The 14,577-nt window shown below is 39.4% G+C and carries 8 protein-coding genes and 10 tRNA genes; 3 read left to right on the forward strand and 15 right to left on the reverse strand.

The genetic code is table 11. The annotated features are described in order from the left end of the window. Window positions 1-180: 180 nt before the first annotated feature. The 13 genes from I6E82_RS12640 to I6E82_RS12700 form a co-directional block, all read right to left on the reverse strand. Window positions 181-3,264 (reverse strand): efflux RND transporter permease subunit, encoded by a 3,084-nt coding sequence (locus I6E82_RS12640; protein WP_007587324.1) that lies wholly within the window; start codon window positions 3,262-3,264, stop codon window positions 181-183. Next, the gene (locus tag I6E82_RS12645) at window positions 3,261-4,577 is read right to left on the reverse strand and encodes an efflux RND transporter periplasmic adaptor subunit (protein ID WP_010554901.1); all 1,317 of its coding nucleotides are present in this window, start codon (window positions 4,575-4,577) and stop codon (window positions 3,261-3,263) included. Before I6E82_RS12645 ends, I6E82_RS12640 begins: the two co-directional genes overlap by 4 nt. Beyond that, window positions 4,567-5,982: an efflux transporter outer membrane subunit gene (locus I6E82_RS12650; RefSeq protein ID WP_165722085.1), complete on the reverse strand. Its 1,416-nt coding sequence runs from the start codon at window positions 5,980-5,982 to the stop codon at window positions 4,567-4,569. The genes I6E82_RS12645 and I6E82_RS12650 overlap by 11 nt, the downstream gene beginning before the upstream one ends. 546 nt (window positions 5,983-6,528) lie before the next feature. After that, a tRNA-Thr gene (locus I6E82_RS12655) sits at window positions 6,529-6,604 on the reverse strand. Window positions 6,605-6,706: 102 nt separating this feature from the next. Then, window positions 6,707-6,782: transfer RNA gene (locus I6E82_RS12660), tRNA-Phe, on the reverse strand. Window positions 6,783-6,833: 51 nt separating this feature from the next. Continuing rightward, window positions 6,834-6,909, reverse strand: a tRNA-Thr gene (locus I6E82_RS12665). A 102-nt stretch (window positions 6,910-7,011) separates the two neighbouring features. Beyond that, window positions 7,012-7,087: transfer RNA gene (locus tag I6E82_RS12670), tRNA-Phe, on the reverse strand. A gap of 51 nt (window positions 7,088-7,138) precedes the next feature. After that, window positions 7,139-7,214, reverse strand: a tRNA-Thr gene (locus tag I6E82_RS12675). Window positions 7,215-7,271: 57 nt separating this feature from the next. Next, window positions 7,272-7,347, reverse strand: a tRNA-Phe gene (locus I6E82_RS12680). A 55-nt stretch (window positions 7,348-7,402) separates the two neighbouring features. Further along, window positions 7,403-7,478, reverse strand: a tRNA-Thr gene (locus I6E82_RS12685). Between the two features lie 57 nt (window positions 7,479-7,535). Then, window positions 7,536-7,611 (reverse strand) — tRNA-Phe (locus I6E82_RS12690). 55 nt (window positions 7,612-7,666) lie between these two features. Next, window positions 7,667-7,742: transfer RNA gene (locus tag I6E82_RS12695), tRNA-Thr, on the reverse strand. Between the two features lie 124 nt (window positions 7,743-7,866). After that, window positions 7,867-7,942: transfer RNA gene (locus I6E82_RS12700), tRNA-Phe, on the reverse strand. Window positions 7,943-8,284: 342 nt separating this feature from the next. On the opposite strand from I6E82_RS12700, the gene I6E82_RS12705 reads away from it, so the two are divergent. Continuing rightward, entirely contained in the window at window positions 8,285-11,062 is a 2,778-nt protein-coding gene (locus tag I6E82_RS12705) for an ATP-binding protein (protein ID WP_197118045.1), read from the forward strand. Window positions 11,063-11,114: 52 nt separating this feature from the next. Here the strand turns inward: I6E82_RS12705 and I6E82_RS12710 are convergent, their stop codons facing one another. Beyond that, the gene (locus tag I6E82_RS12710; RefSeq protein WP_007582954.1) at window positions 11,115-11,387 is read right to left on the reverse strand and encodes an oxidative damage protection protein; all 273 of its coding nucleotides are present in this window, start codon (window positions 11,385-11,387) and stop codon (window positions 11,115-11,117) included. Between the two features lie 35 nt (window positions 11,388-11,422). Further along, window positions 11,423-12,484: an A/G-specific adenine glycosylase gene (gene mutY / locus I6E82_RS12715; protein WP_197102762.1), complete on the reverse strand. Its 1,062-nt coding sequence runs from the start codon at window positions 12,482-12,484 to the stop codon at window positions 11,423-11,425. 161 nt (window positions 12,485-12,645) lie between these two features. Between mutY and trmB the strand changes: the two genes are divergently transcribed. Together trmB and I6E82_RS12725 are read left to right on the forward strand one after the other, a co-directional pair. Next, complete coding sequence (gene trmB / locus I6E82_RS12720) at window positions 12,646-13,371, forward strand: tRNA (guanosine(46)-N7)-methyltransferase TrmB (protein ID WP_007582957.1); 726 nt, start codon at window positions 12,646-12,648, stop codon at window positions 13,369-13,371. Window positions 13,372-13,437: 66 nt separating this feature from the next. Next, on the forward strand, window positions 13,438-14,463 hold the full coding sequence (locus I6E82_RS12725; RefSeq protein WP_197102761.1) for a methyltransferase: 1,026 nt from the start codon (window positions 13,438-13,440) through the stop codon (window positions 14,461-14,463). Window positions 14,464-14,577 lie beyond the last annotated feature (114 nt).

Raw genomic sequence — 14,577 nt, forward strand, 5'->3', positions numbered from 1 at the left:
AGCAAACCCTCGCCTTTAAAAGGCTTTATCAAAAAAAATTAACCTTCCTGTTTATTCTTATATTTATCTAAATTTTTTATTCACTTATCTTCTATTGTCTAATATTACTTTTTAGCTTATAAAAAAGCCGCAGGTAATTGCTTACCTACAGCTTTAATAATCACGTATTTAAGAGTGAAGTTATTTAAACCAACCTTGAAAACGCTCCATTAGCATGTAGTTTATTGGTACTAACAATAAAGTAATAAAGGTAGCAAAAATAATCCCAAACCCTAAGCTCACCGCCATTGGTATTAAAAACTGTGCCTGAGTCGCTTTTTCAAACAGTAATGGCATTAAGCCAATAAAGGTCGTTAAACTAGTTAGCATTACAGGGCGAAAACGTGATGCACCTGCAATTTTTATAGCATCGAGAACTTTACCACCTTCACTGCGCTTTTTATTAATAAAATCAACGAGTACAAGCGAATCATTTACCACCACCCCGGTTAGCGCAAGCATACCGAGTAAACTCATAATAGTTAAGTCCATTCCCATGATCCAATGCCCTACTACAGCACCTATCATGCCAAATGGGATTACACTCATTACTATGATTGGTTGTAAGTAAGATTTAAGCGGTATTGCTAATAGCGCATAAATAATAAAAAATACAAACACAAGTGCCCAAGCCAACGACCCAAACGACTCTCTTTGCTCTTTAGCCTCACCTTCTAGTTTGTAATCTACTCCAGGATATTGCTGCATTAACCCATCTAAATACTCCGTTAGGTCAGCCTGCAGTATGGTCATGTTGGTATTATTTTTTTCGATATCGGCTGTTACGTTTAATGTGCGGTAACGGTCTATTCGATTAATAGTTGATGGACTTTGCCCAGCAGTAAGTGTTGCCACGTGCGATAAAGGCACTGAGCCTCCATCAGGCGTATTTATAAGTATGTTTTGTAGGTCAGCTACAGAGCGGCGCTCATCTATAGGTAAGCGTACCATTACACGTACGTCATCCCTGCCTCGCTGAATACGTTGTGCTTGCGAGCCAAAAAACGAGTTACGTACTTGTCCTGCTACATTGACTCTATTTAAGCCCAGCGCTAAACCTTGTTGCGTAAGCTCTATTTGTAACTCTTCTTTACCGTCGGACATACTATCGGCAATATCAAATACCGTTGGATAGGTCGATAAACGGGTTTTAATGTGATCAGCCACGTCTTGTAAAATAGTCAACGAAGTGCCGCTAAGCTGAACATCAATGGGGTCTGAACTTCGGCCAATTTCGGCTCTAAACGTTAAACTTTCGGCGCCTGGTATCACACCAATTAAATCGCGCCATTCGCTGGCAAGTTCTCGTGATCCTATGTCTGATTCACGCTTTTCAGCCGGTGTTATTTCAAAGCGTACAGAGCCTGAATTAGATACACCACCACGCCCGCCTGTTGTGGCTAATATATTTAAAATAACGCTTTCGCCAGTATCCGGATCGCGGTACTTTTCTTGTAATTGCTGCGCCTTTTGCGACATGTCAATTACGTATTTATTAGTTACTTCAAACGGTGTACCTGTTGGTAGTGTTAAGTTAACGCGGACTGTTTCGCTTGGTATGCGCGGGAAAAATACAAACTTAGTCCAACCGCTGGTGATCATGGTTAAAATTATAACAAATACACCAATAAACAAGCTTACCGAAGCCAATTTATGGCGCAGTGCTAAATTTAAAGTGGGTTGATAGTATTTTAAAATCGCGTTTTCAAATCCATCTGCAAAACGCTGTTGAATAACATCAAACTTTGAAGGTTCGCCTTTTTCGTGGCGTAGTTTTATATATTTTAAATGTGCTGGTAGTACAAATTTAGATTCAATCAATGAAAACAATAATACCGGAATAACCACTACCGGTATTTGTGCAAACAAGGCACCACGCGCCCCTTCAATAAAGGCCAAAGGTAAAAAGGCAGCAACGGTAGTCAACACACCAAATGTTACTGGTGTTGCTACTTCTTGAGTACCTAAAATTGCGGCCTGCTCGCCCGACGTAGCTGTTTTTAAATGGGTGTAGACGTTTTCACCGGTAACTATGGCGTCATCAACAACAATCCCCAGTACCAATATAAAGCCAAATAAGCTCATAATATTAAGGGTTACGCCAAAAATAGGCATCGCTATAAACGCGCCCATAAACGAAACCGGAATACCAATAAATACCCAAAATGCAATTGCAGGGCGTAAAAACAAAGTAAGTAAAGCCAGTACTAAAATACCGCCTTGTAAAGCATTGGTAGTAAGGGTCGAAATACGACTTTTAACCAGCTCCGAATCATCATCCCAGTAACTTAGTTCAAACCCTTGCGGGAGAGAGCTTTGTTGCTCTTTTATGTAGTTTTTAACATCGTCAGCAACTGTAATCGCACTTTGTGGACCAATTCGATATACGTCGATAAATGCAGCTTGCTTACCATTAAAGCGAGTACGTACTGGTGTTTCTTCAAAATCATCTTTTATAGTCGCTATATCACCTAAGCGAATAATAGTGCCATCGGCTTGGTTTTTAACAACAATGCTGGCAAATTCATCTTTACGATATGCTTGCCCTTTAGAGCTTATAAGTACGTCCCCGCCTTCTGTTTTTAAGTTACCAGCAGAAATATCTGAGCTTGAGTTTGAAATAGCACTCGATATTTGTGCCAAGCTTAAATCGTACTGACGAAGAATATCTTGGCTTACTTCAATGGCTATTTCGTAATCACGAACGCCACTTAGCTCTACCTGCGTTACATTAGGTAAACGTAGGATTTGATCGCGTACTGTTTCTGCGTATTCGCGGGTTTCTTTTTCGCCATAGTCACTCGATACGGTAACCGCGATAACTTCACGAATTCGCTCAGCAAGCGCTACTATCGGCTTTTCAGCATCGGCTGGAAAAGTGTTAATTGCGTCTACACGACTTTTTATATCAGCTAAAAGCTCACGAGGGTCGTAACCGCTTTCCACTTCTATTGTCACAGAGCCTGAACCTTCAGAAGAGCGACTAAATATTTGCTTTATGCCCTCTAAATCTTGTACTGCTTCTTCTATTCGTATAGTTACACCTTGCTCTACATCCTCTGGTGTTGAACCACGCAAACTTACATTTACGCTTATCATGTCAGTTTCGAATGAAGGAAATACCTCAAGCGGTATTTTGCTTGATAAGCTAAAAAGTCCCGACAGTAACAGCGTTACTAGCAATAAGTTAGCAGCAACATGGTTTTTGGCAAACCAAGCGATCATGGCTTATCTCCTTGCTTTGCTGCGCGGCGTTTTTTTAGCTCTTCAACACTAATACCCTGCTCTTTTGCTTTTTGCTCAAGCTGCTCTGGCGTCGGGCGCTTTCCTTTACCTTGCCCATTAGCTCCTCGGCTTTTAGGTTGCTCTGTGCTTTGTTCGCCTAAAATACTTACCTGAGTTCCAGAACTCACTTGCCCTAGTGGAGTAATAACCAGTTTATCATTTGGATTTAATCCCGTTTTTATCATCGCTTGTGTCGCATTTTGCCAAGCAAGTGTAATGTCTTTACGCTTAAGTACACCCTCTTCAACAACATAAACATACGTCCCTTGATAAATAGTACTGTTAGGGATTATAAGTGCGTTAGGAACTGTTTTACCGGTAATTTGCGCCTTTATGTATTGCCCTATTTTTATTGGGTACTGGTTATTAGCCGTTGCTTTATATGGGTCGTTAATTTTAGCAACTACGTAAAGCTGTTGTGCACCTTCATCTATAGCACCTTCGGTACGCGCTAGCTGCCCTTGCCACGTTTGCTCACCCACTAAGTCAGAGGTAAATTTAACAATTGAACCTGCTTGATTTTTGGCGCCATCACGATATTGCTCTGGTAAATTTACGAACGGAAGATCTTTATTTTTAATCGGTAAACGAATCTCTACGCTATCGATTGCGTAAATAGTGGCAAGCTGGGTATTGTTAGTAACAACTTGCCCCAAATCAACACTACGGCTGAGTATACGCCCGGCGTATGGCGCGGTTACTTTAGTGCGCTCTAAATCAAGCATGGCTTTTTCAAGTACTGCTTGCGCCGATAAAACTTCTGCTTCGGCTGCTGCAAGTTGTGGTTCACGCAGTACTAAGCTGCTTGCCTGATTTGAGCCGCCAAGGCGTTTCCAATCAGTAATAGCTTGTTGTCCACGCGCTTTTTCTTCTAATAAGCCTTGCTCTGCCGTTAATAAATTGGCTTGAGCAGATTTAACTTCAGCTTGATGATCTCTATCGTCTAGCTTTAAAAGTACGTCGCCCTTTTCAAAAAAGCCGCCTTCTCTAAAGTCATCACTTACTTCAATTATTTGCCCAGATGCCTGAGCAACTAATAAACTTTGTGTACGTGGTTTTACCGTACCGTAGCTATCAATCATCACTTGGTAATTTTGTGGTTTAAGCTCAAGCGCAGCCACGCTTATTGATGCTTTAGGAGGTGAGCCAAAGCGTTTAGCCTCTGGCGGATTACCTTTAATAAACATAACAATTAAAATAGTGGCAATAATAACCACCGCTGGAATAATAATTTTTGCTGTTTTAGTTTTCATCATTATTGCTCTTTAGTTCACTTGAGGGCTTTGCAAAATCACCACCAAGGGCAACGTGTAAGTTAATTCTGTTAGCTATTAATTGGTTTTTAATGTCGATTAAGGAGCTTTGTGCATCGAAAGACCTATCTTGTGCGTCAAGCACCGTAGTGTAAGTTACCAAGCCACTTTGATATTGCTCAAACGACAACTGCTCTGCTGCAAGTGCGTTTTCTTGCGCCTCAAGGGTGCTGCTATATTGTGATTTAAGAGACTGCTGCTGTGAAATCGCATTCTCTACATCACCAAATGCATCGTAAAGCGTTTGCAAATAAAGTTGCTCTTGCTTTTGAGTATTAAGGCGCGCTATTTCTTCATTCGCTTTTAAGCGTCCGCCCTCAAAAAGTGGTGCTGAAATACTACCTAATAACGACCATGCAAGGCTTGATGGAGAAAACAAGTCGCTTACTCTGTCGGTGCTATCACTTAGTGAAGCTGTTAAATCTAAACTTGGAAAGCGTTGTTTGTGCGCATACGCCAATGAAGCGTCGGTGGCTAAAAGATCATACCAACTTGCTCGCAGCGTAGGTTTACGTGTTATAAGTTCAGAAGGTAAGCCTAGTGGAATATCGGTATTAATAACGGGTAAGTCGCTACTAGCAGTAATGGCACCTTTTGGGTATTCACCCAGTAAACGCTCAAGTACACGTGCTGAAGCCGATAGGTTCGCCGTTTGAGTGGCAATGCGAGCGCGTTCAGTATTGAGCTCATTACGAGCTAAATATACATCGAGTGCTTCGTTTATACCTTGGCGATAGCCAGACTCGATAATATCTAGGTTTTGCTGTGCGTTAGCTTCTCTGCGTTTAAATAAATCGAGTAATTGTTGTGATGTAACAACATCAAACCAGCCTGTTACCACATCAGCAACGAGTTGCTGTTTAGCTTGCTCAAACCGTGCCTGTTGCGCTAAATAGTTAAGATTAGCTTCGCGCTTTGAATCTGAAAGCTTACCCCATAAATCAACCTCGTAAGTTAAGTTTAAACTAACTGAACTTGCGTTGTCGTAGCTCACTGGGCGGTTGTCTTTACTACGGCTAGTACGCGTTGATAAATCGAGGCTAGGCCAAAGCGCAGCGCCCGATACTATAAGCTGTTGTTTTTGAATTTCTACATCGTAACTAGTTTGTAAAAGCTGTTGGTTGTTTTTAAGTGCTTGTTGTACAAATTTGTTAAGCGTAGGGTTTTGTAGTTGTGTAAGCCATTGCTCTTGTACTTTTAATACCGAGCTTGATGCTTCTTGCTGCCATTGCTGTGGCATATTATTAGGCGCTTGCATGCGCTGCGACGAGTTAAAATCACTCGCACAGCCGCTAAGCAGCATCACACTAATTGCCAATAGGGTTGGCTTGCATTGCCAAATCATAATTAAACCTAAATTACTGCTATTTATGAACGTAATTCAAGCACTTTGGCAACTTTTGCTCAACCTACTTTACATAACATTACATAGCTAGCGATGAACTAACATAATAGCCAGTTATACGGTAAAAATGAGCAAATGATCAGCAATTTTTAATAATAAAAAATTAACTTTTTGTAGTGTGTCTAAGAGATTATACCAATTCGCTTAATTAAGTGATCTATTTTGAGGTAAGAAAATCGTGTCGATAACAAGGCAAAAATTTCGTTATTTAGTTGCTCTATATCAGAAATTTTTAACGCAGTTAGCGTCAGGTTTAATCCCTAAAATTGATTAAGTATTATTGCGGATTGGTATTAGACATATAGAAACAGAAAAGCCCCGCTATAAGCGAGGCTTTTGAATAAATGGTGCCGACTAACTAAGTCGAACGGATAACTTATACAGACTACTGATTACAAGTCAGTTGCTTTGCTCTTAACTATGGGTATTTTTAATTCTCAAGTTGAAAACAAAAAAGCCTCGCTATAAGCGAGGCTTTTGAATAAATGGTGCCGACTAACCGAGTCGAACGGTTGACCTACTGATTACAAGTCAGTTGCTCTACCAGCTGAGCTAAGTCGGCACACAAAACTGTGTGCTAAGGCACGTTCAATTTTAAAGATTGAGAACTTTTATAAAGCACTTAAAATAAAAAAACCTTGCATAAGCAAGGCTTCTCAATAAATGGTGCCTCGACGCGGAATCGAACCACGGACACGAGGATTTTCAATCCTCTGCTCTACCGACTGAGCTATCGAGGCACATAAAATGTGCTAATTAATTGTTATACTTTACAATTAACTTTAAATAAATGGTGCCGACTAACCGAGTCGAACGGTTGACCTACTGATTACAAGTCAGTTGCTCTACCAGCTGAGCTAAGTCGGCACACAAAACTGTGTGCTAAGGCACGTTCAATTTTAAAGATTGAGAACTTTTATAAAGCACTTAAAATAAAAAAACCTTGCATAAGCAAGGCTTCTCAATAAATGGTGCCTCGACGCGGAATCGAACCACGGACACGAGGATTTTCAATCCTCTGCTCTACCGACTGAGCTATCGAGGCACATAAAATGTGCTAATTAATTGTTATACTTTACAATTAACTTTAAATAAATGGTGCCGACTAACCGAGTCGAACGGTTGACCTACTGATTACAAGTCAGTTGCTCTACCAGCTGAGCTAAGTCGGCACACAAAACTGTGTGCTAAGGCACGTTCAATTTTAAAGATTGATAACTTAAAGTAAATGGTGCCTCGACGCGGAATCGAACCACGGACACGAGGATTTTCAATCCTCTGCTCTACCGACTGAGCTATCGAGGCACATAAACTGTGCTAACTAAAAGTAAAATAATTATTTAACTTTTAGCTTTATAAATGGTGCCGACTAACCGAGTCGAACGGTTGACCTACTGATTACAAGTCAGTTGCTCTACCAGCTGAGCTAAGTCGGCACACAAAACTGTGTGCTAAGGCACGTTCAATTTTAAAGATTGATAACTTAAAGTAAATGGTGCCTCGACGCGGAATCGAACCACGGACACGAGGATTTTCAATCCTCTGCTCTACCGACTGAGCTATCGAGGCACATAAACTGTGCTAACTAAAAGTAAAATAATTATTTAACTTTTAGCTTTATAAATGGTGCCGACTAACCGAGTCGAACGGTTGACCTACTGATTACAAGTCAGTTGCTCTACCAGCTGAGCTAAGTCGGCACACAAAACTGTGTGCTAAGGCACGCGTAATAATGTTTAAACTGTTGATTAAACACCACTACTTTAATAAATGGTGCCTCGACCCGGAATCGNACTGTTGATTAAACACCACTACTTTAATAAATGGTGCCTCGACCCGGAATCGAACCAGGGACACGAGGATTTTCAATCCTCTGCTCTACCAACTGAGCTATCGAGGCACTTAAACAGTGCTAATTAAAAATCTTAAAAGGATTTTTAATGCAATTCCCACTCATCTCTAGCGACTGAGCTATCTGGGCGTGCGGCGTATTAAACGAGTTTTGCCCTTACAAGTCAACTTTTTTTTTCTTCTTTATAACTGTTTGAACGGTTTTCAGACAACTCAGTACATTTTTTATTAATAACGTTCATTTTTACCACAAATCGGGCTATAACTATAAATAAATATAACTAAATCAGACTAAAACCGTAGTGAATTATTTTTTGTAAATGTTACGATTAGCTTAGATACGTACGATAGGGACTTATCGTAGTAAAAACACATCAATTGGAAACAATCAATGCAGAGTAAATTCTCATCGCCAGTTAAAGGCTTACTGCCACTTTTTTTAATCATTAATATTGCTGTAACAGCGCTCGCCATTGTTGCCCACTCATTTTATACACAAACTGAAGTTAAGACAGCCCAACCAGCATCATCTATTAATATTGTAACGCTTGCCGATAGATTAGACTTACCTATGGTTGATGCATTAACTATGTATGGTCAAGGTAAAGTAAAACAGTTACTTGATTTAACCTCCTTATTAGACGGTGACTTTGAATATACTCTATATCGCTTCAATGCTACATCAGATACTCAGTTGGTATATAGCAGCAGTAAACCAGCCATCGCTTCTGTTAAAACTGAAAAGCACTTAAAAGAAGAAGGTATCCTGCATCACCTACTATTGTTAAACGATCAGCCCATTGGCGAGCTTATTATTAAGCAAAACATACCAGCCACGCCTTTAAGCGCTCAAGACTCTCAAGTTATCGCTTACACCATCGCGATAGCGAGTGTTGCTGCATTATTTATACTTACTTTAATGTTTAATATGTACATTAATACGCGCTTACGTAAAAGTACTGACACTCTTACTCAAGAGTTACAGGCAATCACTGAAGATGCTAATTACAATAGTAATGTTGATGAGCAACTTGATATTGGTTTAGGTGTAGTAGCAAAAAACATCAACTTATTGCTACAAAAAGTACAAACTGCAATGAGCGAGAATGACTCTGCACAAAAAGAGCTTTATAAATTACAAAATGGCCTAGAAGCCGAAGTGCAAAATCGTACCTTAGCGCTTGAGCAAGCCACATTAAAAGCAGAGCGAGCAAGCGAAACTAAAACAACATTCTTAGCAACGATGAGTCACGAAATAAGAACACCGATGAATGGTGTTATAGGTACTATTGATTTACTGCGCCAGACCGAACTTGATGGCGCTCAGCATCGTTTAAGTACGATTATTCGTGAATCTGCATTTTCGTTATTGAGCATTTTGGATGATATTTTAGATTTTTCTAAAATTGAGGCTGGAAAGCTAAATATTGACCCGATCCCATTTTCGGTAACCGATACTATTGAAGAAGTTGCTCGTGTGCTCTCATCTGTTGCTAAAAAACGTGAGCTTGATTTAGAGCTAGCAATAGCACCAGATATTCCTATAAATCTTACCGGTGATAGCGTACGTGTACGTCAGGTTCTTTATAACCTATGTAGCAACGCCATTAAATTCACTAGCACTGATGAAAAAACCCAAGGCCATGTAAAAATATCAGTAGAGGTGGTACATAATACGACTGATCACTTTACCTTACGCTTTTGCGTAACTGATAACGGTAAAGGCATGTCGCAGGCGCAACTACGCGAAATATTTAATCCGTTTATTCAAGCCGAAAATTCGATTACCCGAGAATATGGAGGGACAGGTTTAGGTCTTTCTATTTGTAAAAGCTTAACTGAGCTTATGCTAGGTACTATTCATGTAACTAGCCATACAGGAATTGGCAGTGAGTTTACTGTTGAACTGCCGTTTAGCACATCGGGTAGAATTAAGTACGCACACAAAGGTGCATTAAATGGTAAGCAAATTGTTGTAGTTAGTAATCACCTAGAACGTGAAAAAACAATGTACCGTTATTTATCGTTTATGGGCGCTAAAATAGTTTATGCACACACAGAAGAAGAAATTGAAGAGCATCAACATTCGCAAGATATTATTTGGGTGGCTGATGGCATAGACAATATGGATAAAACAAACGCGCTGCTAAGACGCTTATTTTATTCATTAGAGGATTATAAACAACAAGTTGTTGTACTAAGTAAGCTTGATGAAGCGGCTATAAATCATAATAATATTTTTTATATTAATGCCTCTCCTCTATGTAAGTCTAACTTTATGCTGTCTATTTTAGTCGCTGCAGGTTTGCATACACCTAAACAAATTAAAAAAACCAAAACACTTAATAATTATTTAAATGTTGAGCAAGCTCGTAAATCAAACAAATTGGTTCTACTTGTTGAAGATAACCTTCTAAACCAACAAGTGCTCACCGATCAATTACACATACTAGGTTTTGGCGTTGAGATAGCAAACAACGGTGAAGAAGGCTTAGATATGTGGAGAAAAGGTGATTACTCACTTATTTTAACCGACTTACACATGCCTAAAATGTCGGGTTACGATATGGTCGAAAAAATCCGTAACGAAGCAGAGCTATTAGAATCAATTGATGCACAGCCTTATATTATTGCTGTAACAGCAAACGCACTTAAAGGCGAAAAAGAGCGTTGCTTAGCCGTAGGTATAAACGACTTCATTACCAAACCTATAGAGCTAAACGCGTTAGAGGACACTTTAAAACGCTGGAGCGATAAGCAAAGCCAAAACCCAAATGTAGTTATCCATCAAACCATGGCGCTACCTATTGATATGGAAGCAGTTGCTAAATATGTAAATGGTGACGAAGCTAAACAGTTACGCTTTTTCAAAATGTATTTAGAACAAAGCCAAGGGCTAATTAAGGGGATTAATTCAGGCGTTATGGTTAACGATTTAGATGAGATTATTGAAGGGTGTCATCAATTAAAATCGATCTCTAAAACAATTGGTGCCCTAACGGTGGCTGAACTTTCAAGTGCATTTGAAGATAAATGTAAAAAAGGTGAACTCACTACCGATGAATTAATAGACTTAAGAGATAAGTTAGAAATTGAATACTCTAAGGCAGCTCAATTTTTAAAAGAACAAATTAAAATCTCTGAGCAAGAAGATGAGTTAAGTGATTAAATAATCGCACACAAAAAAAGGGCTATTTAGCCCTTTTTTTATGTTCAAAATATTATTTTTCAGGCGGTCGATAACCTTCAATTTCCACATCTTTGTTTTCAAACAAAAAGCCAACCATTTGCTCTTCTAAAAATGTGCGGTGCTCTGGGTCCATCATATTTAAATGCTTTTCGTTAATAAGCATTGTTTGCTTATGCTGCCACTGACCCCACGCTTCTTTAGAGATGTTATTAAAAATCTTTTCACCAACTTCACCAGGGTATAACTGAAAGCCAAGCCCTTCGGCTTCTTTTTGTAACTTTTGACAAAATACTGTACGTGCCATGATTGATTCTCTCTAACGCTAAATATGGGGCTATTCTATACTATTGCTGTAATTTGTTTAACCAACTTTTTAGTTGGCGCTGCTAGGCCAACCTCTATTGATTGATCAAGCGGATACCACACTAATTGTTTGTCATTTACTACATCAGGAATGTTCTTAACATTGAGCACATGCGGATTAATCTTCAGCTCAAAATGTGAAAACACATGAATAAACGCTTCAAGCTCTACTAAGTCGGCTTCTAATCCTTGCTGAGCTAAAAACATTTGAAGCTCCTCGTACTCATTAAATTCAAAAAAGCCAAATAGTCCTCCCCAAATACCGCTGTTAGGGCGTTTTTCCATAAGCACTTTATCGCCGCACTGAATAATTAACTGATGACAACTCTTCTTCGGCACTGCTTTTTTAGGTTTAGAATGTGGAAACTCTTTTACTTTACCTGCATTAAAAGCACCACAACCTGAATTTAATGGGCAAGCCTCACAATCAAAACGACTGCGTGAGCAAACACTCGCACCTAAATCCATCATAGCTTGATTAAATTCGGTGACATTATTTTTAGGTGTTAATTGCTCTGATAAGTGCCAAAGCTGGTTTTCGACTTTTTTAACACCGTACCAACCTTCTATCATAAAGTAGCGCGCTAAGACTCGCTTAACATTCCCATCTAAAATTGGATGATGCTGCCCAAGCGACAATGATAAAACAGCCCCGGCAGTAGAGCGTCCTATTCCCGGTAAATCCATTACTTCATCAAGCGTTTGCGGAAATTCGCCTTGGTACTTGTCACGTACTATTTTAGCTGTTTTATGTAAGTTACGCGCACGAGCGTAATACCCTAAGCCGGTCCAGTGATGCAGTACTAAATCTTCATCAGCATCGGCTAAAGCAATAATATCTGGAAAGCTTTGCATAAATTTTTCAAAATATGGGATAACAGTAATAACTTGAGTTTGCTGGAGCATCACCTCAGACACCCAAACTTTATAAGGTGTTTTACCCAACTGCCATGGAAGTGTTTTACGCCCATGAAGGTGATACCAATCAACGACTTGATTAGAAAACGAATTAGACTGTTCTTTATTTAAATCCAACATATTGTACTTTTACTGATGCTCAATGGCGGCTCAGTCTATTGTAGTTAATAAAAAGATCAAGCTATAGGGCGTGTAAAACCAGCTAATACTTGTGATTGCGGGCTCGGTCAGGGATAATATGCAACCATTTTTAAACACATTGTTTTTGTCAGGCCAATAATATGAGTGAATCAAGCAACACTAACCTTGAGCAAGCTAAGCAAGAAGGTAAATACATCCGCACCATTCGCAGTTTTGTAAAACGCGAAGGTCGATTAACCAAAGGCCAAGCCGCTGCAATCGAAAAATGCTGGCCAACAATGGGCCTAGAGCATAAAAACGGTATGCTTGATTTAAGCGAAGTTTTTGGCAACAACAACGATGTAGTAGTAGAAATTGGTTTTGGTATGGGTAAATCGCTTGTCGAAATGGCAACAAATGCCCCTCACCTAAACTTTATTGGTATTGAAGTACACCGCCCAGGCGTTGGTGCTTGTTTAATGGATGCCGATGAAGCAGGCATTACTAACTTACGTATTTTTGAACACGATGCAGTTGAAGTACTTGCAGACTGTATACCTAATGAAAGCTTAACAACACTACAGTTGTTTTTCCCTGATCCTTGGCATAAAAAGCGTCATCATAAACGCCGTATTGTACAAACTGAGTTTGTTGAAAAACTAAGAGCCCAACTGAAAATGGGTGGCGTTTTTCATATGGCAACAGATTGGGAAAACTATGCAGAGCATATGCTCGAAGTAATGAATGTAGCTCCTGGTTTTAAAAACCAATCAGAAACAAACGATTATGTTCCACGTCCAGATTTGCGCCCGCTTACTAAGTTTGAGCAGCGCGGACATCGCCTAGGTCATGGCGTGTGGGATTTAATGTTTGAACGTACTGAGTAATTTGTAACTTTAAGCACTCACTTTTATTTTTAATAAAACTAAACATACTGTAAGGCAAAGCCATTTATGAGCGTACTAACCAACCCAAGTTTACTGTTACTTCGTAATAGCGAGGCACTAACGGGCAAATCTATCTTGGTGGTCAACTTTGTTCAAGATGGCTTTTTAACAGAGCTTAAAAAACTTAACCCGCAAAGCAAGGTAACTGCATTTAGCTACAACCATGCTAACGGTGAGTTTGCTAAAAACACCAAAGACGTTGAGGTTTGTGTAAATCACACAATACCTGGTAACGGCTACGATTTAGTTATTCTTTACTATCCTAAATCAAAACCTGAGTTATTAATGGCGCTTGATAATATTAGATCTGCTATTACTGACGATGCCGAACTATTGGTGGTAGGTGAAAACAAAAGTGGTGTTAAATCAATTGAAAAGCAATTAGCTGGTAAAGCTGAGTTTAGTAACAAAATTGATTCAGCTAAGCACTGCGTTCTTTACTCATTTGCTGAGATTACCCAGCATCCTGACTTTGATATTACGACCTACCATAAAAAGTTTGTTGTTAATGTTGCCGACACCGAGTTTACAGCTATTAGTGTCCCAGGGGTGTTTAATCACGGTAGTTTAGATATGGGAACGAAAGTTCTACTCGAAAACGCACCGACAATTAAGCAAGGTAGGGTTCTCGACTTTGGCTGTGGCGCAGGTTTAATAGCAACCTTTTTAGGGCTGCATAATCCAGCACTTGAGTTTGTGTGTAGTGATGTAAGTGCACTGGCAACTTACGCAACACAGCAAACTCTAAAGCTTAACAGCATCAAAGGCGAAGCGATATTAAGTGACGGCCTTAAAAGCATTACCGGTAAGTTTGATTTAATTATTAGCAATCCACCTTTTCATACAGGTATTGCAACCGACTACACAGTAGCAGAAACATTTTTAGCAAATGCAAAACAGCATTTAACTAAAGTAGGAAAGCTGAATATTGTTGCTAACAGCTTTTTAAAATACCCGCCTATTTTAGAAACGCAATTTGAAAGCTACCAAACGGTATTTAAAAATAACAAGTTTGCCGTATATAGCAGCTAGTATTATTTTTAAAAATGCTTGAGTGCAAACGCGCTCAAGCTAACCTTCGCATAAATATAAGAATTAATTTAGCTTTTTTCCTTCATTTTCTCCCGTCTTTGCTAAACTAAAACT

This window comes from Pseudoalteromonas sp. NZS11 (assembly GCF_015864765.1).
In the GTDB taxonomy this organism is placed as follows: Bacteria; Pseudomonadota; Gammaproteobacteria; order Enterobacterales; family Alteromonadaceae; genus Pseudoalteromonas; species Pseudoalteromonas arctica.

Bases quoted from the DNA above. Each gene is read 5' to 3' on its own strand.
- I6E82_RS12705 (WP_197118045.1), top strand. From the start codon at position 8,285: ATGCAGAGTAAATTCTCATCGCCAGTTAAAGGCTTACTGCCACTTTTT.
- trmB (WP_007582957.1), top strand. From the start codon at position 12,646: ATGAGTGAATCAAGCAACACTAACCTTGAGCAAGCTAAGCAAGAAGGT.
- I6E82_RS12725 (WP_197102761.1), top strand. From the start codon at position 13,438: ATGAGCGTACTAACCAACCCAAGTTTACTGTTACTTCGTAATAGCGAG.
- I6E82_RS12640 (WP_007587324.1), bottom strand. From the start codon at position 3,264: ATGATCGCTTGGTTTGCCAAAAACCATGTTGCTGCTAACTTATTGCTA.
- I6E82_RS12710 (WP_007582954.1), bottom strand. From the start codon at position 11,387: ATGGCACGTACAGTATTTTGTCAAAAGTTACAAAAAGAAGCCGAAGGG.
- I6E82_RS12650 (WP_165722085.1), bottom strand. From the start codon at position 5,982: ATGATTTGGCAATGCAAGCCAACCCTATTGGCAATTAGTGTGATGCTG.
- mutY (WP_197102762.1), bottom strand. From the start codon at position 12,484: ATGTTGGATTTAAATAAAGAACAGTCTAATTCGTTTTCTAATCAAGTC.
- I6E82_RS12645 (WP_010554901.1), bottom strand. From the start codon at position 4,577: ATGAAAACTAAAACAGCAAAAATTATTATTCCAGCGGTGGTTATTATT.